Source organism: Streptomyces sp. NBC_00414 (assembly GCF_036038375.1).
In the GTDB taxonomy this organism is placed as follows: Bacteria; Actinomycetota; Actinomycetes; order Streptomycetales; family Streptomycetaceae; genus Streptomyces.
Genome location: NZ_CP107935.1, coordinates 1,707,186 through 1,725,302 on the forward strand (window position 1 = coordinate 1,707,186; position 18,117 = coordinate 1,725,302).

The 18,117-nt window shown below is 70.6% G+C and carries 17 protein-coding genes and 1 pseudogene; 6 read left to right on the forward strand and 12 right to left on the reverse strand.

Annotation, left to right across the window (positions count from 1 at the left end; genetic code table 11):
* Positions 1–3: 3 nt before the first annotated feature.
* The 9 genes from OHS59_RS07475 to OHS59_RS07515 all read right to left on the reverse strand — a co-directional run bounded on the left by OHS59_RS07475 (position 4) and on the right by OHS59_RS07515 (position 9,282).
* Positions 4–1,341 (reverse strand): MFS transporter, encoded by a 1,338-nt coding sequence (locus OHS59_RS07475; protein ID WP_328492601.1) that lies wholly within the window; start codon positions 1,339–1,341, stop codon positions 4–6.
* Between the two features lie 96 nt (positions 1,342–1,437).
* Positions 1,438–2,508, reverse strand: coding sequence for a catechol 2,3-dioxygenase (locus OHS59_RS07480; protein WP_328492602.1), 1,071 nt, complete (start codon positions 2,506–2,508; stop codon positions 1,438–1,440).
* A gap of 27 nt (positions 2,509–2,535) precedes the next feature.
* Positions 2,536–3,615 carry a 4-oxalomesaconate tautomerase gene (locus OHS59_RS07485; RefSeq protein ID WP_328499095.1) on the reverse strand — a complete coding sequence of 360 codons (1,080 nt, stop codon included), beginning with the start codon at positions 3,613–3,615 and terminating at the stop codon, positions 2,536–2,538.
* 80 nt (positions 3,616–3,695) lie between these two features.
* Entirely contained in the window at positions 3,696–4,430 is a 735-nt protein-coding gene (locus tag OHS59_RS07490; protein WP_328492603.1) for a 4-carboxy-4-hydroxy-2-oxoadipate aldolase/oxaloacetate decarboxylase, read from the reverse strand.
* Positions 4,427–5,194, reverse strand: a complete 768-nt coding sequence (locus OHS59_RS07495; protein WP_328492604.1) for a PIG-L deacetylase family protein — start codon at positions 5,192–5,194, stop codon at positions 4,427–4,429. Before OHS59_RS07495 ends, OHS59_RS07490 begins: the two co-directional genes overlap by 4 nt.
* 152 nt (positions 5,195–5,346) lie before the next feature.
* Positions 5,347–5,997: a GntR family transcriptional regulator gene (locus tag OHS59_RS07500; RefSeq protein WP_328492605.1), complete on the reverse strand. Its 651-nt coding sequence runs from the start codon at positions 5,995–5,997 to the stop codon at positions 5,347–5,349.
* Positions 5,998–6,369: 372 nt separating this feature from the next.
* Complete coding sequence (locus OHS59_RS07505) at positions 6,370–7,101, reverse strand: FAD:protein FMN transferase (protein ID WP_328499096.1); 732 nt, start codon at positions 7,099–7,101, stop codon at positions 6,370–6,372.
* A gap of 98 nt (positions 7,102–7,199) precedes the next feature.
* A complete protein-coding gene (locus OHS59_RS07510; RefSeq protein WP_328492606.1) occupies positions 7,200–7,904 on the reverse strand; it encodes an FMN-binding protein in 705 nt (234 codons plus the stop codon).
* Between the two features lie 37 nt (positions 7,905–7,941).
* Complete coding sequence (locus OHS59_RS07515) at positions 7,942–9,282, reverse strand: ferredoxin reductase family protein (protein ID WP_328492607.1); 1,341 nt, start codon at positions 9,280–9,282, stop codon at positions 7,942–7,944.
* Positions 9,283–9,475: 193 nt separating this feature from the next.
* Here OHS59_RS07515 and OHS59_RS07520 point away from each other — a divergent pair, with 193 nt between their 5' ends.
* Positions 9,476–10,192 carry a response regulator transcription factor gene (locus tag OHS59_RS07520; protein ID WP_328492608.1) on the forward strand — a complete coding sequence of 239 codons (717 nt, stop codon included), beginning with the start codon at positions 9,476–9,478 and terminating at the stop codon, positions 10,190–10,192.
* Positions 10,193–10,423: 231 nt separating this feature from the next.
* On the forward strand, positions 10,424–11,725 hold the full coding sequence (locus tag OHS59_RS07525; protein WP_328492609.1) for a prolyl oligopeptidase family serine peptidase: 1,302 nt from the start codon (positions 10,424–10,426) through the stop codon (positions 11,723–11,725).
* A gap of 196 nt (positions 11,726–11,921) precedes the next feature.
* Here OHS59_RS07525 and OHS59_RS07530 read toward each other — a convergent pair whose 3' ends face one another.
* Positions 11,922–12,137, reverse strand: a complete 216-nt coding sequence (locus OHS59_RS07530; RefSeq protein WP_328492610.1) for a DUF6243 family protein — start codon at positions 12,135–12,137, stop codon at positions 11,922–11,924.
* A 221-nt stretch (positions 12,138–12,358) separates the two neighbouring features.
* Here OHS59_RS07530 and OHS59_RS07535 point away from each other — a divergent pair.
* From OHS59_RS07535 to OHS59_RS07545, 3 genes and pseudogenes are all read left to right on the forward strand, one after another.
* Positions 12,359–12,607, forward strand: a pseudogene (locus tag OHS59_RS07535) (SDR family NAD(P)-dependent oxidoreductase); the annotation flags it as partial.
* A gap of 421 nt (positions 12,608–13,028) precedes the next feature.
* Complete coding sequence (locus OHS59_RS07540; protein WP_328492611.1) at positions 13,029–13,226, forward strand: hypothetical protein; 198 nt, start codon at positions 13,029–13,031, stop codon at positions 13,224–13,226.
* Positions 13,223–14,662, forward strand: coding sequence for a HAMP domain-containing sensor histidine kinase (locus OHS59_RS07545; RefSeq protein ID WP_328492612.1), 1,440 nt, complete (start codon positions 13,223–13,225; stop codon positions 14,660–14,662). Before OHS59_RS07540 ends, OHS59_RS07545 begins: the two co-directional genes overlap by 4 nt.
* 145 nt (positions 14,663–14,807) lie before the next feature.
* Here OHS59_RS07545 and OHS59_RS07550 read toward each other — a convergent pair whose 3' ends face one another.
* Entirely contained in the window at positions 14,808–15,662 is an 855-nt protein-coding gene (locus OHS59_RS07550; RefSeq protein WP_328492613.1) for a LysR family transcriptional regulator, read from the reverse strand.
* Between the two features lie 69 nt (positions 15,663–15,731).
* Between OHS59_RS07550 and OHS59_RS07555 the strand changes: the two genes are divergently transcribed.
* Complete coding sequence (locus tag OHS59_RS07555) at positions 15,732–16,655, forward strand: EamA family transporter (RefSeq protein ID WP_328492614.1); 924 nt, start codon at positions 15,732–15,734, stop codon at positions 16,653–16,655.
* Between the two features lie 15 nt (positions 16,656–16,670).
* Here the strand turns inward: OHS59_RS07555 and OHS59_RS07560 are convergent, their stop codons facing one another.
* Positions 16,671–18,089, reverse strand: coding sequence for a family 43 glycosylhydrolase (locus OHS59_RS07560; RefSeq protein WP_328499097.1), 1,419 nt, complete (start codon positions 18,087–18,089; stop codon positions 16,671–16,673).
* Between the last annotated feature and the right edge of the window lie 28 nt (positions 18,090–18,117).

Here is an 18,117-nt window from a genome sequence, read left to right on the forward strand (position 1 = left end):
GGCTCAGTGGGCGGTGACCAGCCCCTTGGGCGTGTCACTCCCCGGCGCCTCCTGCTTCGAGCTGCGCAGCGCGGCGATGCCTATGAAGACCATCGACGACAGGCCCGCGACGGCGAACGCGGTGAAGCCCCAGTCGCCGTTCCCGGCGGCGAGCAGCTGGCCGCCGAGCCAGGGACCGAACACGGCGCCGAAGCGGCCCATGCCGGAGGTCCAGCCGACGGCGGTGGCACGGCTGTCGGGGGTGGAACGGATGGAGACCGTCGCGTAGATCATGACCTGGGCGCTGTTGAGGAACACCCCCGTGAGGAAGACGACCGCGAAGGTCACGGCCAGCGGCATGTGGACACTGAGCAGGAAGACCCCGGCGGCGGTCAGCGCGAACCAGAGCGACGAGATGCGCGGGGCGCCGAAGCGGTCCGCGGCACGTCCGGCGACCAGCATGCCCACGATGCCACCGAGGTTGAACAGGACGACGAACGTCAGGGCCGAGCCCAGCTCGTACCCCTCACCGCGCATCAGTGTGGGCAGCCAGGTGGCGACTCCGTAGACGAGCAGCAGGCCGCCGAAGGAGGCCAGCCAGTACAGCAGGGTCTGGGTCCACTCGCCGCCGCGGAACAGGTTGGCGAGGGCGTTCCAGCGGTCCCCCGCGGCCTTCTTGCCGGCCACGGCGGGCAGTTCGACCTCGAAGCGGCCGGCCAGCGCGCGGGCCTCCTCGGTACGGCCCTTGGCGACGAGGAAGCTCAGCGACTCGGGCATGAACCTGGCGAGCGCCGGTACGAAGAGCAGCGGGACCACACAGACCCAGAACGCGGCGCGCCAGCCGAGCGGCTCCACGATCCACAGGGCCACGTAGGCGGAGAGGATGCCGCCCGCGTGGTGGGCGGTCATCAGCATGCCGATGGTGAGGGCGGCGCGAGCACGCGGGGCGTAGTCGGAGACCATGCTGATCGCGGTGGGCAGCAGACCGCCGAGGCCGATGCCGGCGAGGGTCCGGCCGAGGCCGAAGACCGCCACGCCGTTCGACATGGCGCAGAGGCCGGACGCCAGCGAGAAGAGCGTGACGCAGGCGACCATCAGCTTCTTGCGGCCCACCCGGTCGGCGATCGTCCCCGCGGTCAGCGCGCCGATCAGCATGCCGAAGGTGGCATAGCTGCCGAGGTCGCCCGCCCGGTCCGGGGTGAGGCCCAGGGACTTCTCGGCCAGCATGTGCGGCAGCACGGAGCCGTAGATGAACATGTCGAGGCCGTCGAAGAGGACGGCCAGCCAGCACAGCCCCAGGACCAGCAGGGCCATTCTGCTGCCGCGTGCGGACAGCGCGAAGGAGGAAGAGGAGGGGGACATCGTTGTTCCTCTCGTCCAGGAGTCATGTCCCTGGAGGGGATTCGGGAGGTGGGTCGCGCGCGACTCGTGCGGCTGACCCCGGTGATGCGCTCGACGCTAGGAATCCGCCCCAGGATTGTCAACGTTTTTGTCAACAATCACAGGAACCGGTGATGCGACCGGTGACGTGACCGGTGACGTGACCGGTGACGTGACCGGTGACGTGACCGGTGGCGTGACCGGTGGCGTGCCGTGGGTGTGGAAGGACTCGATGGTCTTCAGCCCCCAGGCCTGCCCCTTCTTCCGCTCGTTCTCGGTCCAGGTGATCAGTGGCCAGTCGGGGGCCAGCACCAGGCGGGTGAGCGGGTTGCACAGCTCGATCCGGTTGCCGCCGGGCTCGTAGACGTACAGGAAGAACGTCTGCTGGATGGCGTGCTTGTGCGGGCCCGTCTCGATGAACACACCGGTGTCGATGGCGAGGTCGGCGGCCCGCAGGATGTCCTCGCGGGTGTCCGTGGCGAACGCGATGTGGTGCAGGCGACCGGTCGAGCCGGTCCAGTCCTCGGTGTAGACGACGTCGTACGACTTGCTGCTGAAGGTCAGCCACTGGGCGGCGATCCTGCCGTCGTCGAGCTGGATCTGCTCGGTCGGGCGGGCGCCGAGCACCTCGTGGACGAAGCCGCCGTTCGACGCGACGTCGGCGGCGAGGAAGTTGACGTGGTCCAGGCGGCGTACGCCCACTCCGTGCCCTGGCTTGGCCTGCGGCTGGTTCTTCAGTCCTGGCTTCAGCTCGTCCGGCGCCCGGTACCACTCGCTCTCCCAGTAGAGGGCGATCTCGTGGCCGTCGGGGTCGGTGGTGACGTACAGCGGGCCGAGGCCGGGCTCGTCCTCCACCCAGCGGCCGGTGCGGCCGGCGCTCTCGGCCTCCTTGACCCGGCGCTGGAGGGCCTCCTCGCTGGAGGCGCGCAGGGCGGTGCGGCGGATGCCGGAGGTGTCGTGCGCGGTCAGGACCAGGCTGTGGTGCTCGTAGTCGTCCCAGGTCCGCAGATAGACGGAGGTCCCGTCGACCGAGCGGCCGTTCTCGGTCAGGCCGAGGTATTGCGTGAAGAACCGGACGCTGGCGTCCAGGTCGGGGGTGAGCAGTTCGACGTGCCCGAGGTGGGCGATGTCGCCGAGCGGCGGGGCCATGAGGCCTCCTCAGGGGTGTTGTGCGGCTCAGGCAGGGCGGGGGAAGACCGTGCCGTCGAAGATCTTGCGTGCGGTACGGACGACGGCGGTGCGCCGGGCGACCGGAAGCCCGACGTCGCTCACGCCGGCCGAAGAGTTCGGGGTGTCGTACGCGAGGGCCGTCTCGATGTCGAGGAAGCCGGTGGGGTGCTCGACGCGTATCCGGTCCCCGTGCTCCGGCAGTCGGGCCACGGCCCCTCCGACACCGCCCTCGACACGGAGTCCGGCGGCCACGCTCGCGGCACCCAGGACGCCGATCGCGGTGTGGCAGCGCACCGGTATGAAGGTGCGCGTCATGACCGCGCCGTCGTCCGACGGGGGTGCGAGCAGGCTGAGTTTGGGCACGGTGGTGTTCTCCACGTCGCCCAGGCCCATCAGTTTCCCGGCCTCCAGCCTGATCTCCCGCAGGCGTTCGGCGAGTTCCTGGTCCGCCTCCAGAGCCTCGGGAGACTCGTAGCCGGTGACGCCGAGCGAGGAAGCGGCGATCAGCACGGTCGGCATTCCGTTGTTCACGCAGGTCACCGGGGTGTCGGCGACGAGGTCCCGCGCCCGGCCGGTCGGCAGCAGCGGACCGCTTCCCTGCGGGAACTCGATGACCACCGGTGCGGCGGACCCCGGTACACCGGAGATCTCCGCCGAGGCCTCGGCGGAACCGGAGTAGTCGACGCTCCCGTCCGGGGTGGGGAAGTCCGCGACGGCGAGGTCCCCGGTGTTCAGCATGCGGATGCGTACGGAGGTGCGGTCGCCGTCCGGGACCACAAGGCCCCGCTCGACGGCGAAGGGGCCCACGCCGGCGAGGAGGTTGCCGCAGTTCTGACGGTCACTCACCTCGGGCTTGTCGACGCCGACCTGGAGGAACAGGTAGTCGACGTCCGCCGCCGGGTCGGCGGAGGCGGAGACCACCGCGACCTTGCTGGTGAGGGGATGCGCACCGCCCAGGCCGTCGATCTGGCGAGGATCGGGACTGCCCATGATCCGCAGCAACAGCGCGTCGCGCGGGGCGGGTTCGGCGGGCAGGTCCCCGGCGAGGAAGTAGGCGCCCTTGGAGGTGCCGCCGCGCATGAGCATGCAGCGCACTTCCTCGAAGCCCGCCCTGACACCCGCCCCGGCGGAGGGGAGCCCGGCCGAGCGCGGCGTCTCGGGGCCGGTCACGACCCCGCTCCGTCCCGCTCGCGCTCGGACTCCCGCTCACGCTCGTACTCGTCGTACGACTGGTAGGAGACGCCCAGGCGTACGAGGGTCTCGCGCAGCCCGTACCGGTCGAGGCCCAGCTGGCCCTCCTGGAAGGCGGCGCGGGCACCGGCCTCCTTGGCCTCGCGGGCCTCGGAGGCCTCGGCCGTCCTGCGGGCCCGCTCGCGGGGCACGCACACCACTCCGTCGTCGTCGGCGACGATCACGTCGCCGGGCCGGATCACCTGGCCGCCGACGACCACCGGCACGTTGACGCTGCCGCCGGTCGCCTTGACCGTGCCCTGCGGGCTGACCGCGGCGGACCAGGCGGGGAAGCCCATCTCGCGCAGCTCGGCGGTGTCCCTGATACCGGCGTTGATGATGAGGCCGCGCACTCCGCGCCGGTGCAGCGCGGTGGCGAACAGTTCGCCGAACATGCCGTCGGTGGAGGGCGAGGTGGTCGTGACGACCAGGATGTCGCCCTGGCCGCACTGCTCGACGGCCGCGTGGATCATGAGGTTGTCGCCGGGCCAGGAGAGCACGGTGACCGCGGTGCCCGCGACCCGGGTGTCCTGCTGGACGGGGCGCAGGTGCGTGCCGAGCAGGCCGGTGCGGCCCATCGCCTCGTGCACGGTGGCGACCCCGTAGGCGGCGAGCGCCTCGACGTCCTTCGCGTCCGCCTTGGGCGGGTCGGTGACGATCACGCCGCTCATGCCAGCTCCCCTGTGACCTGCGGGTACGGCCGCATGTACGCCTCGGCCATGGTCTTGTGGGCCAGTCCCAGGTTGGGTCCGGCGTTGCGCTTGAGCTGGACACCGCGGCGGACGGCGAGGTCCGTGTAGTAGTCCCACAGGTGCTGCTGGGCGGCCAGGCACTCCATCGCCTTGCGCTTGGTCTCCCAGACCTCGGAGATGTCGAGGAGGACCTGCGGCTTGAAGCCGCACATCTCGGGCTGGTGGGGTTCGAAGAAGAACACGGGCGGGGCGCCGATGATCTCTCCCTCGGCGGGGTAGCCGATGGCCTGCGCGAGGACCCGGGCGTCCAGGGCCATCCGCGCGGCCGCCGGGTGGTCGCCGTTGTAGGGGTCGTCGAGCGGGTGGGTGAGCACGACGTCCGGCTGGGCCTCGCGGTAGACGCCCACCAGGCGGTCGGTCAGCTCCGGTGTGACGGTCAGGGGGTAGTCGCCCGCGTCGAAGAAGACGACCTCGGCGCCGAGCGCGGCGGCTGCCGCCTCGGCCTCGCCGCGGCGGATCCCCTTGATCTCCTCCAGGGACTTGCCCGCCCGCCAGGCCTTCGCGGACTCGCCGCGCTCGCCGTAGGTCAGGCACGCGATGGTGACCTTCTCGCCACGGGCGGCGGCGAGAGCGATGGCTCCCCCCGCCCGCCACACGAAGTCCCCGGCGTGGGCGGTGACGACGAGCGTCGACCGTGGGGTGCTGGGGGGAATGGGGGTGTTGGGCGCGTTGCCGTGGGTCATTCCTGCAAACTCCTTGCTGGACAGGCCGGTTGGCCCACCCCGCGGCGTCATGCGCTCGACGTGTCATGCGCTCGACGCGTCGAGCACGCGGCGCGCACGCGCGGTGCTCCTTCGCTCAGCACTCGTGCACGCGACGCTCGCCCACGCGACACTCATTCACGCAGCGCGTCGATCACACCCGCGAGGTGGGAGCGGACGGCGTCCTCGGCCGCCCGCGGGTCCCGGGCCCTGATCGCGTCGATCATGGCCAGATGCTCACTCAGGGATTTCTGGGGCCGCCCCGGTCGCAGCGCGAGCTGGAAACGATGGCGCACCAGCTGCGCGTTGAGCCGCTCCAGCAGTCCCACGGCCACCTGCTGGCCGCTGAACTGCCGGATGTGGGCGTGCAGTTCGTGGTTGAGGTCGGAGTAGGTCACCGGCTCACCGTCGGCGACGGCCTTGGACATCGCCTCGCCCAGCGCGACCAGCTGGTCCAGCTGTTCGTCACTGGCCTCGACGGCCGCCTTGCCCGCGCACAGTCCTTCGAGGACCATGCGGCACTCGGTGATGGCGACCGCTTCCTCCACGGTCACCACCCGCACCCGCGATCCGCGGTTGAGGATCCGTTCGACCAGCCCTTCCGACTCCAGCTCGATCAGAGCCGCCCGGACACTGGCCCGCGTCACACCGAACTGCTCGGCGAGTTCGTTCTCCACCAGCCGCTGGGCCGGTGCCATCTCGCCACGCAGGATCGCCTGCCGCAGCTGCGCGAGCGCGTGCTGCCTGGCCTGCTCTCCGGTGCTCGGACGGGCTTCCTTCGGCATGTGTGCCCTCCCTGAGTGAGTGCCTGTCGAACCTAAATCTAGTCCAACAAGATTGTCAACAATTTTGTTCGACATGCAGTCACTCCCCAGCTGCCGCATAAGAAAGGGGCCCCGTCGTTCGGGGCCCCTTTCATGGTGTGGGTTGTTCGTCGTCCGCGGGCCGGTGGGGGCTGGTCGCGCAGTTCCCCGCGCCCCCAAAAAGACTGGCGGGGCCCGGCACCGGCGCTTTTAGGGGCGCGGGGAACTGCGCGCCCAGCCACGACGCACCCGCACATGCCCACGCACGGGCACCCGCACCGGCTCCCGCACGCGCAAGCGAACGCGCACGCGAACCCGTCACCGCCCTCGACGGCAGTCGCCAGTCGCCACTCTTCAGTCCGCGACGGGAAACCCCGGACTACGCAACACCCTCCGCTCCGCGTCCACGGCGAACACCTCGCAGCCCGCGCGGGAGGCGGCCCACTCGACGCCCTCCGCGCCCATCGCGAACGCCGCGGTGGCCACCGCGTCCGCCTCGGTCAGCGAGGGGGCCACGACGGTCAGGCTGAGCAGCCCGGTCGCCGGCAGACCCGTACGCCCGTCGAAGATGTGATCCCCCCGCTCGTACCGCCCGGAGGTGGCCACCGCCCCGTCGGCGACCTCCACGACCACGCAGACACGGTCGGCCCGCTCGGGATGCCGTACGCCCACCCGCCAGGGCCGGCCGGCCGTGACCACGTCACCGCCCGCGTTGAGGCAGAACGTCATCACGCCCGACGCCCGCAGCAGCTCCGCTCCGCGCTGAACGGCCCAGCCCTTGACCACGGCGCAGGGATCGAGGCCGCGGCCCGGTACTCGTACCTGGAACGCCCCGCCGCTCTCGACCCGGTACCGCTCGCACAGGTCGAGGACCTCGACCAGGTCGGGGCTCAGCTCGTCGGCCGCCGCCTCGCCCCGGCCGAGCCGGGACACCTCGCTGTCGGCCAGGAAGGGACTGAACCGGGCGTCGACCTCACGCAGCCACGCGAAGACCCGGTCCGCGGCCTCGGCGGCCTCCGGGCCGGGGCCCTCGCCCTCGATCCGCAGGGAGATCGGCAGCCCCATGATGTGCTCGACACGATGCAGCGCGTCGGTCGAGGCAGACGCGGTCGAGGCAGGCACGGTCGAGGCAGGCACGGTCGAGGCAGGCACGGTCAAAGCGGCTCCGGTCGCAGACATACGTGTCAGCCCTTCGCGTCGATTGCGGCCTGGAGGGACTCGACGTACCCCTCGCTCGTGATGGTGGCGCCGGACACCGCGTCGATGTCGGCGCTCTGCGCCTCAAGCGTCTCCGCGATGAGCTTGGGCACGGCGGCCTCGGTCTGCGGGTGGTTCGGCTGCTGGAGCATGCGTACCGAACCGATGGTGTCGCCCTCGAAGGTCACCTCGACCTGGACGGTCCCCTTCTCGGTGTTCACGGTGGAGCCCGCCACGACCTGGGAGGCGGCGGCCGACTCGGACGGCGAGGCGGAGGAGGCCGCGGAGGACTCGGCCTGCGCGTCGATGGCGGCCTGCAGCGACTCCCGGTAGCCGTCACTGGTGATGGTGGCGCCGGACACCGTGTCGACGTCGGCGCTCTGCGCCGTGAGCGTCTCCGCGACGAGCTTCGGCACGGCCGCCTCGGTCTGCGGGTGGTTCGGCTGCTGGAGCAGCTTCACGGCGGTTATCTTGTCGCCGTCGAAGGTCACCTCCACCTGCACGGGGCCCTTCTCGGTGTCCACGGTCGAGCCCTTGACCACCTGGGACGAGCCGCCCCCGGTGGACGCGGAGGGTGTCGAGGCGGGCGCCGCGGCCTCGGTGGTCGTCGTCGAGCCGTCCGAGGGCGCGTAACACCACACCGGGATCAGGCCCGCGACGCTCAGGACCAGGACAGGTATTACTCGCTTCACGATGTCTCTCTCACCCTCGTCCCGCTCATGACGTCTCTCAACCCGCCAGGCTGAAGCGCTCGAAATGGATCTGCGGCTTGGGTACGCCCAGCTCGCGCAGGCTGCCCAGTACCGCGTTCATCATCGGCGGGGGCCCGCACAGGAAGACGTCCCGGTCGTCGATGTCCGGCACGAGCCGCGCGAGCTCGCCCGGCGCCAGCTTGTCGGGGCTGACCGGCCCGGACACCAGGTGCAGCTCGGCGCCCTTGGCGTGGGCGAGTTCCCGCAGCTCCTCGTAGAGGACCGCGTCCCGCTCCGAGCCCACCCGGTAGATGACCACGGCGTGCCCGTGCAGTTCCTCCAGCAGGGCGCGGATCGGGGTGACTCCGACGCCGCCGGCGATGAGTACGGCCTCGGGGCGGGTGCGGTGCATCGCGGTGAAGGCGCCGTAGGGGCCCTCGGCGAAGACCCGGGTGCCCACCTTGAGGTGCCGCAGGGCGGCGGTGCCGTCGCCGGCCGTCTTGGCGGTGAGCCGCAGCGTCCGGCCGTCCGGGGCCGCCGACAGGGAGAACGGGTTCGCCTGCCACCACCGGTCCTTGGTGAGGAACCGCCACAGGAAGAACTGGCCCGCGCGGGCCGGCAACCGGTCCAGGTCGCGTCCCGTGATGTAGACGGAGACGACGTTGTCGGACTCGGGCACCACGGCGGAGACCCGCAGCTGGTGGCGCAGGTTCCGCCACAGCGGGAGCACCAGCCGGCCCAGGAGCACCGCGCCGAGCGCCACGCCCCACAGCACGTACCAGTACGTCGTGGCGGCGGACGACGACGTGAACGTCGTACCCGCCGCGACCTGGTGCGTGAACGCCAGCACCACCGCGACGTACGTGTACAGGTGGATGAAGTGCCAGGTCTCGTACGCGAGTCGGCGGCGGGCGAAGCGGGCCGAGACTCCGCCGATCACGAGGATCAGGCCCAGGGCGACGATCGCGCGGAACACGCCCTCGACGGTCTGGCCGAGGTCCACCAGTTGGTTCACCGGGTCCATCGAGGACGACTGGGCGTAGCCGAAGGTGATGAACACGGCGTGGCCGAGCAGGGTGAAGAGCAGGCCGAAGCCGACCCAGCGGTGCCAGGAGGTCAGCCGGTCCATGCCGATGCGGCGGTCGAACCACGGCAGTCTGGCGACCAGCAGCAGCTGGAAGGCCATCAGGAGCGCGCCGTACAGTCCGGCGAGTCTGCCCAGCACGATGAGGGCGTTCGAGGCGAACCCGGCCTGGATGAAGAACACGGTCACCACGACCACGTTCAGGGCCAGCACGCCGTACAGGCCGGTGCGGGCCACCACCTTGGGACGCACCGCCGCGGTCGGCGGCGGAACGGTCGTCTGGACAGTCGTCACGGACGGCAACTCCTTGATCGGGTCCTCGGACCCTCGGTGCGGGCCCTCGGATCCCTGATTCGGGTCCTGGGACTCCGAGCCTGCCTCGCCAACCCTGTCGTTTTCCTGTCGATGAACTTTCAAGTGTTTATCGATCTGGGCTCGACAGGTCCTCACCCATGACGTAATCAGCCACGTGAAGCACTATGGGCACGTGGAAAAAGTACGACTTCTCGTCGTGGACGACGACCCGCCCATCGCCGACCTGGTCGCGACGGTCGCCCGCTACGAGGGCTGGGAGGCGGTCACCGCGAACTCCGGCGAGGAGGCGCTGCAGCGCGCGGCCGAGTTCCACCCGGACATCGTGGTGCTCGACCTCATGCTGCCGGGGCTCGACGGTTTCGCCGTGCTCGACCGGCTGCGGCTGTCCGGGACGATGGTGCCGGTGGTGTTCCTGACCGCGCGGGACGGGGTGGCGGACCGGGTCGCGGGTCTCACCAGGGGCGGTGACGACTACCTCGTCAAACCGTTCGCGGTGGAGGAACTCATGGCCCGGCTGCGGACCGTTCTGCGCCGCAGCGCGGGACCCGCCTTCCAGCGGTCCGTCCTCACGGTCGCGGACCTGACCATGGACGAGGACACCCGCGAGGTCCGCCGCGGCGAGCGACTGCTGACGCTCACCCCGACCGAGTACGAGGTGCTCCGCTACCTGATGCGCAAGTCGCCCACGGTGCTCACCAAGGCCCAGATCCTCGACCACGTCTGGGAGTACGGCTTCGGCGGCCGCTCGAACGTGGTGGAACTGGTCATCAGCCGCCTGCGCCGCAAGCTCGACGGCGACACGGACACGGCGGGTGACGACAAGGAAGGGCCACAGCTGATCCACACCGTGCGAGGTGTCGGGTACGTGGTCCGCCAGGTGACCGCATGACGACCGCATGACCTGAGGGTCTGCCGTCACCCTCCGGAGAAAAAAGCCGAAGCAGCACCTGTCCGCTACGCGGCGACGCAGGTAACGTGCCCGCGGTGCTCACCTCTGTCCTGTTCACGACACCACGCATCTGATCCTCCATGCGATGGGCCGCCGTCAACACGGCTGCCCCACCGCCGAGTTCGGCACGCAGCCCGCGATGAAGCCTCCTCACCCCCATAAGGAGCCCGCATGGCAACACCGATCAGCCGTCGCACCGTTCTGGCCGCCGGTACGGGCGCCGCCGCCGGCCTGTCCCTGCCGGGCGTCGCCGCGCATGCCGACGACCGGGCGACCACCGGTGCCGGCGCCAGTCCCGGTGTCGACGTGAGATTCACCCTGAACGCCCAAGTGCTCGACGGTGGCGAACAGGTCACCTCGATCACCCTCAGGACCGCCCGGCTCGGCCCGATCGACCCGGCGAGCCTGACGCCGGGCAAATTTGGCGTGCACGCGAAAGCCACCAGCCCGATCCCCATCGGCGCGGGAGACGTCATCTTCGGCGAGTACGACCTCGACCGCACAGTGACCGCCGTCCGGCTCGACCGTCACGGCGACATCGTCCTCGACCTGAGCCACGCCGAGGGCGTGACCGGCGGCGGCACCCTCGGCTACATCGCGGGCAGGGGCCGTAACGTCGTGCTCGACCTCACCTACACCCTCACTCAGCAGAGCCCGATCACCTCACGCGATCACCGCCCGATCATCATCAAGAACTTCGTGCAGGGCCGCGGAGTGTCGGACCCCGAGGTCGACGCGTTCAGCCACCACGTCTCCGGCTCGGGAATGAAGTACCGGCTGTACTCCCCCACCGGCTCGCACGCCTCCCGCCGGGGCAAGCGGCCGCTGATCGTCTGGCTGCACGGCGGGGGTGAGGGCGCCTCGCTGCCCGACGACTACTACGACAACGAGACCACGCTGCGAGCCAACCGCGGCGCGCTGGGCTTCGCCACTCCCCAGGCGCAGCGCATCTTCGACGGTGCCTACGTGCTCGCCCCGCAGAGCACCTCCGCCTGGATGCAGGACGGCCCCCGCTTCGCCCCGCTCATCCGCGAGATCATCGGCGACGTCGTGCGCGGGAACCGCATAGACCACGACCGGATCTACGTCGTCGGGTGCAGCAACGGCGGCTACATGAGCATGAAGATGACCACCGTCTACCCCACGCTGTTCGCCGCCTCCGTGCCGATCTGCGGCGTGGTCACGTCCCTCCAGCCCGGCGGCGCACCACTGATCCCGGACAGCGAACTGGCACGGATCAGCACCCCCAGCTGGCTCGTCACCTCCCGCGACGACACCACCGTGGACCCGCAGGCCAACACCGTCCACGCGCACGGCCTCATCCCCGACTCGCTGATGACGCTCTACGACGACGTCACCTGGAACGGCCACCGGTTCGCCGGCCACTGGTCGTGGATCTACGTCGCCCGCAACGACCCCAGCATCGACGGAACCCACATCTGGCAGTGGATGGCCGCCCGGCACCGGCACTGACAGAGACCCCGCGTCACCGGATCGGCCTCGCCGCCGCGAGCAGGTCGGTCCCCTCCGGCAAGCCGCTGCAGCGGTCCGCGCGCTGCCGCAAGTGTCACCAGGGATGAACCGCGGCCGTCACAACGGGGGCAGGCCCGGACCACGTGTCGTGGTCCGGGCCTGCCCCCGTGCGGTGCCGCCCCGCGGCGGCGGTGCGTCAGCTCTTCGCGGTGTCGTCGCCCGCCTGCCCGGCGCCGTCGGCTGCTCCTGTCTTCTCGCGCATCTTGCGCACCAGCTCAGCCTTCTGGTCGGCCGCACCCTGGCGGTCGAGGTTGCGGTACGGACCGTTGTTCTGCCGTTCGGCGCGGGACTGCTTCTTGCGCTGGCCGCCGCCCATGCCCACGGGGTTGTTGATGTTCTTGCTCACGGTCACGGGTTCTCCCGGTAATGATGTGAAGGGCTCTACGGATTCATCGGTGGGGGACGGGCGGCGACGTCGGAGGACGTCAGCAGGGGCCCATCACGCTCTCACTCGTAAATCGGCGTCTGGAAGAACATGACAAAGACGTTACCTGGTTCTGTCGGCCCCGCGCACCACCCTTTTCGCCGCGGGAAGGGTGTCGGAAGGTTGTCGGAAGTCCGTCGACGGTGGTCGTGATCTGTCGGCGGCATGTCGGTGGCGGTTGCGACCTTGGGCGGGTCGGTGCTCCCCGTGAGCACACTGCACCCAAGTACGAGGAGCCGGTCATCATGTCTTCCACATCCCAGGACCGCCCGTGGGACGTTCACCGGCTGCCGTCGGCCGAGGGCAGGAACTTCCTGGTCACCGGGGGCAACGCCGGGATCGGCTACTTCGTCGCGGAGCAGCTCGCCGCCACCGGAGCCGTCGTCGTACTCGGTTCTCACATGACCGACCCCACCGTCGCCGCCCACCTGTGGACCGCCTGCACCGAGCTGACCGCCGCCGATCCGCACCTCGGCTTCCGGTAGGTACGAAGCCGCACGCAGGCCGGCCGTCCGATGGCCTACCGCGGAGTTCACCGGCTACGGGCAGCTCTTTCACTGAGCGTAGGTCTGCCGTCACCGGCCGGCATGGACACAATGACGCTGTTGTCGCCGGCGAATTCCTTCCTGCCCCTCGCTCCGACCCTCCGACCCCACCGGCCCCTCCGACCCCTCATCCGGGTCCTGGGGCTTCGAGCCCGTACGGCCGGCCCTGGCCGACCTGTCGTTTGCCTGTCGGCGCACTTTCAACTGTCTATCGATTCGGGCTCGACGGGCCCTCGGCCATGGCGCCGGAAGCCGCGTGAAGCACTATGGGCACGTGGAAAAAGTACGACTTCTCGCCGTGGACTACGATCCGGGCATCGCGGTGCTCGTCCCCCTGCTGCCGCGCCGCGACAGCCGCACCGATGCCGATGTCTACGCGGCCACCGCCACCGCCGGTCACGGCACACACCGACCGCAGATCAGCCACCCCGCGCGAGCGGTCGAGCACCTGGTCCGGCGGGTCGGCGAGTGATCGGCCGTCTTCGTGACACCTACCGCAGGCTCCGGCTCGGTACTCGGCTCGCGCTCGGTATGGGCGTGCTCTCGCTGGTCGTCTTCGGTGCCGTCGGCACCGCGCTGTCCACGTACATGCGGGACTATCTGGAGCGTCAGCTCAACGACCAGATGAAGCTCGTCCAGACCACCCAGTCCAAGGACGCCCAGGCGCACGGCATCGTGGAGCGCAGGCCGTACTACGGCTGGTACACGGCCGTGTACGACGTCTCGGGCGACTCGGCCGTCCTGCGCAAGCCCAGTGACGTGCCGAAGGACACCGTCGAGCTCACCTCCTTCGCCGAGTCGCTGGCCCGGGCGGGTTCGACCGAGATGTCCCACACCACGCGCATCGAGGACGAGGGCGCGTACCGGCTGCGGGCCTGCAAGATCGGCGACGGCGTGGTCCTGGTCACCGCGGCGCCCCTGGAGGACATCGAGGACACCATGGACCAGCTGGTCACGGTCCAGGTCGTCGCGTTCGCCCTCGCGCTCCTCGGTCTCGTGGTGTTCGGTCGGGCGGTGCTCCGGCGGGGCCTGCAGCCGCTCAGCGACATGGCGCACACCGCCCGCGGCATCACCTCGCACGACTTCACCGACTCGGCCCGGCTGCCGGTCCGCGCCGACCGGGGGAACGGCGGCCCGGAGGTCGAGGAGCTGCGCACCGCGTTCAACACCATGCTGGAGCACATCGACGACTCGCTCGCCGTCCGCACGGAGGCCGAGCAGCGGCTGCGCCGCTTCGTCGCGGACGCCTCGCACGAGCTGCGTACGCCCCTGATGTCGGTACGCGGTTACGCGGACCTCTTCCAGTACGCGGCGGCCAACGAGCCTGAGGAGCGGGAGAAGCACCTGGCCCGGCTGCGTGCCGAGGCCGCCCGGATGGGGGTGCTGCTGGACGATCTGCTGCTGCTCGCCCGTCTGGACGCCGCCGAGGTGGAGGCACCGCTGCGGCTGGAGGACGCGGACCTGGCAGAGCTGGTGCGGCAGGCGGCGGACGCCTTCCGGGCCACCCACACGGACCATCCGCTGTCCGTCACGGCGGCCCCCGGCCCCGTACTGCTGCGGCTCGACGTGCTGCGTATCCGGCAGGTCCTCGACAACCTCCTCACCAACGCCGCCGTGCACACCCCGGCCGGGACCGAGGTCCGCGTGGAGGTGTCCGTCGCCGCCGGCGCGGCCGTCGTCCGGGTCACCGACTCCGGTCCCGGCATCCCGGCCGCCGACCAGGAACGCGTCTTCGACCGCTTCTTCCGCATCGACAAGGCCCGCAGCCGCGACCGCGGCGGCAGCGGCCTGGGACTGGCGGTGGCCCGTTCCCTGGTCCGGGCCCACGGTGGCACCATCGACCTGACCGGCCGGCCGGGCGCCACGACGTTCACGCTGACCGTCCCGTTGGTCCGCGACGCCCCCTGAGGGGGTGCCGTGGCGCTGTCGGCGACAGCGCGGTAGCCGACAACTGCCTTCTGCCTATGGGTTGTTGACGCAGCAGGTTCCCCGCGCCTTGGACGGAGTGCCCCGGATGACGCAGTGCCCCAGGAACGCCACGCGCGGCAAAGACTCACCCCGCCCGGTAGAGCCCCGTAAGAAGTTCGATCACCGTCGCGGCGGCGGGATGCGGGTCGTCCCGCCACCACGCGAGCCGGACCGCGATCGGCTCGGCGTCCCGCACCGGCCGGTACACGACCCCGGGCCGCGGATACTGGTGCGCGGTCGACTCGGCGGTCATCCCCACGCACCGCCCCGTGGAGATCGCGGTCAGCCAGTCGTCGATGTCGTGCGACTCCCTGGTCTCCGGACGGGCGTCCGGCGGCCACAGCTCCGTCGTGGTGGTCCCGGTCCGCCGGTCGACCAGCAGCGTCCGTCCGGCGAGGTCGGCGAGACGGACGGAGCGGCGCCGGGCCAGCGGGTCGTCGGAGGCCATGGCGCACAGCCGCCGTTCCAGGCCCACGATGACCGAGTCGAAGCGGCGCTCGTCCAACGGCCGGCGTACGACGCCCAGTTCGCAGGTGCCCTCCGCCAGCCCCGCGGTGGCGGAGTTGGTGCGCACGAGTTCCAGTTCCGTCGCGGGGTGTGCGGCGGCCCAGGCGCGCTGGAAGGCCAGTGTGTGGCGGCCGAGCGCGGACCAGGCGTAACCGACCCGCAGGGAGGACTGGCCCGAGGCGGCCTCCCGGACCAGGCCCTCCACCTCGCCGAGCACCCGCCGGGCGTGCGCGATCACGCGCCGGCCCGTCGCCGTCGGCGTCACCTGTCGGGAGGTCCGTCTCAACAGCCGTACTTCCAGGGCACGTTCGAGCGAGGCCAGGGTGCGGGAGACCGCCGCCTGGGAGACACCGAGGGCGATGGCCGCGTCGGTGAAGCCGCCCTCGTCGACGATCGCGACGAGACAGCGCAACTGCCGCAGTTCCACATCCATGACTCAAGCGTATAGATAGAACGGGCAATGCATTTTGTGTATGACCGCGATCGGCGCAGCATCGAGGACATGCACGCAGCCCCCGCGCCCTCGACGGCGCTCGCGCAGCAGGCTCCCCCGGCGCCGGCGTCGGCGACCCCGGATTCGGACGGCCGGCGGCCGGCCGCCCTGCTCACCCTGCTCGGCAGCGGTCTGTCGAATCAGACCGGCGCCGCGATCGGTTCGCTGGCCTTCCCCGTCCTCGGCCCCCTCGGCGTCGTCGCGGTACGCCAGTACGTGGCCGCGATCGCCCTGTTCGCGGTCGCCAGGCCCCCGCTGCGCTCGTTCACCAGGCATCAGTGGTGGCCGGTCCTGCTGCTCGCCCTGGTCTTCGGGACGATGAACCTGTCCCTCTACACCGCCATCGACCGCATCGGTCTCGGCCTCGCGGTGACCCTGGAGTTCCTCGGCCCGCTCGCCATCGCACTGTCCGCAGCCCGCCGGCGGGTCGACGCCTGCTGCGCGCTGGTCGCCGCGGCGGGCGTCGTCACCCTGATGCGTCCCCAGCCGTCGGCGGACTATCTCGGCATGGGTCTCGGCCTGCTCGCCGCGGCCTGCTGGGCCTCCTACATCCTGCTCAACCGCACGGTGGGCCGCCGCGTCCCCGGCGCCCAGGGCTCCGCCGCCGCGGCGGCCGTGTCCGCCCTGATGTTCCTGCCGGTCGGCCTCGTCCTCGCGCTCCGGAACCCGCCGACCCCCACGGCTCTCGGGTACGCCGTCGTAGCCGGCGTGCTCGCCTCCGCGGTGCCGTACCTCGCGGACATGTTCACCCTGCGCCGGGTGTCCGCCCCTGCCTTCGGCCTCTTCATGAGCGTCAACCCGGTGCTGGCCGGCCTGGTCGGCTGGCTCGTGCTCGGCCAGAACCTGGGGGTGGTGGAGTGGGCCGCCGTCGGCGCGGTCGTCGCCGCCAACACGCTCAGCATCCTCACGTCCGTCCCCAGGTCCCCTCGCTGAACCAACGGGCGCCGCCTACTCGGCGTAGAACGTCGCGTCCGCCTTGGCCGTCGTCGTGTCGGCGGGCTGCGTGACGAGCAGGTAGTCGTAGTGCCGTACGTAGCTGCCCGCGACGTTGTACGACTCGAAGGAGACGCCCGCGGAAGCGTCGGCCAGGCCCGCCCGCCGGTAGAAGCTCGCGTCGACCTTGAAGGCCGTACTGCCGTCGCTCTTGTCCACCCAGACCTCGCCGTTGCTCCGGTGGCGGAGGTAGTAGCCGGGGAAGTTCGCCGATTCGAGGGAGACGGTCCCGGTACCGGCGAGGCCGGTCACGATCCGGAACTGCGAGTCGGCGAGGTTGGTGACGTTCGGCTCGATCTTCGCCCGGTACTCCCAGTGCCGGATGAACCGGTCGGGGAAGTTGTACGAGGAGAGGCGGACCGGGGTGACGCCGTCGGCCACCGGGATGCCGAAGTTGGGTGTGCCGTCGGCGTTCCAGTACAGCTTCTGGTAGCGGGTGCGCCGGTTGGGGTCGTTGAGCGGATCGCCGCTGATGTCCTTGTAGTTGCGGTCGTGGTAGACGAGGACGTCGGACTTTCCGTCCTCGGACGTGGTGAAGGTGTTGTGGCCCGGCCCGTACTGGCCGGTCGCGGTGTTGCTGGTGAAGACCGGGTTGGGTGTCTTGGCCCAGGAGGCCGGGTTCATCAGGTCGGCGGAGGCGGAGGCGGTCAGCAGGCCGAGGCAGTAGTTGCTGTCGGTGGCGCTGGCCGAGAAGGTCATGAAGACCTTGCCGCCGCGCTGGATGACCGCCGGGCCCTCGTTGACGGTGTGGCCGATCTTCTCCCAGGCGTTGGTGGGCCGGGAGATCATGACCGGACTGCCGCTGATGGTCCAGGGGTTGGACAGCTTGGCCAGGTAGATGTTGGTGCCGTCGCCGACCGCCGGGTCGTTCTGCGCCCAGCTCAGATAGCGGGTGCCGCCGACGGTGAAGGTCGTCGCGTCGAGCGAGAAGGTGTCCAGCGGAAGCGCGATGCGGCCCTTCTCGGTCCAGGTCCCGGTCAGCGGGTTGGCCGCGCCGGTCTCCAGGACGTACGGCCGGATCTTCCAGATGTCGCTGGTGGAGCCGGCGGCGAAGTAGACGTACCACTTGCCGCCGATGTAGTGGATCTCCGGCGCCCAGATGTGCGCGCCCATGTCACCGCCGGCGTGCTTGGTCCAGATGGTCGTCTCGGCGGCCGTGGACAGGCCCTGGAGGGTGGTGGCCCGGCGCATCACGATCCTGTCGTACGCGGGCACGGTGGCGGTGAAGTAGTAGTAGCCGTCGGCGTGTTTGAAGATGTGCGGATCGGCGCGCTGTTCGGCGACGGGGTTGGTGTAGGTGACGGCGGGCGAGGCGGGGGCGGCGGCCTCGGCGATGCCGGAGGTCAGCGCGGCCAGGGTGACGAACAGTGCCATGACCACCCTTGCGATCGTGCGTCTCACG

Excerpts from the sequence above, each read along its gene's own strand:
- OHS59_RS07495 (WP_328492604.1), bottom strand. The coding sequence starts at position 5,194 with ATGACCCACGGCAACGCGCCCAACACCCCCATTCCCCCCAGCACCCCA.
- OHS59_RS07560 (WP_328499097.1), bottom strand. The coding sequence starts at position 18,089 with ATGGCACTGTTCGTCACCCTGGCCGCGCTGACCTCCGGCATCGCCGAG.
- OHS59_RS07550 (WP_328492613.1), bottom strand. The coding sequence starts at position 15,662 with ATGGATGTGGAACTGCGGCAGTTGCGCTGTCTCGTCGCGATCGTCGAC.
- OHS59_RS07525 (WP_328492609.1), top strand. The coding sequence starts at position 10,424 with ATGGCAACACCGATCAGCCGTCGCACCGTTCTGGCCGCCGGTACGGGC.
- OHS59_RS07485 (WP_328499095.1), bottom strand. The coding sequence starts at position 3,615 with ATGCTCATGCGCGGCGGCACCTCCAAGGGCGCCTACTTCCTCGCCGGG.
- OHS59_RS07490 (WP_328492603.1), bottom strand. The coding sequence starts at position 4,430 with ATGAGCGGCGTGATCGTCACCGACCCGCCCAAGGCGGACGCGAAGGAC.
- OHS59_RS07555 (WP_328492614.1), top strand. The coding sequence starts at position 15,732 with ATGCACGCAGCCCCCGCGCCCTCGACGGCGCTCGCGCAGCAGGCTCCC.
- OHS59_RS07475 (WP_328492601.1), bottom strand. The coding sequence starts at position 1,341 with ATGTCCCCCTCCTCTTCCTCCTTCGCGCTGTCCGCACGCGGCAGCAGA.
- OHS59_RS07480 (WP_328492602.1), bottom strand. The coding sequence starts at position 2,508 with ATGGCCCCGCCGCTCGGCGACATCGCCCACCTCGGGCACGTCGAACTG.
- OHS59_RS07500 (WP_328492605.1), bottom strand. The coding sequence starts at position 5,997 with ATGCCGAAGGAAGCCCGTCCGAGCACCGGAGAGCAGGCCAGGCAGCAC.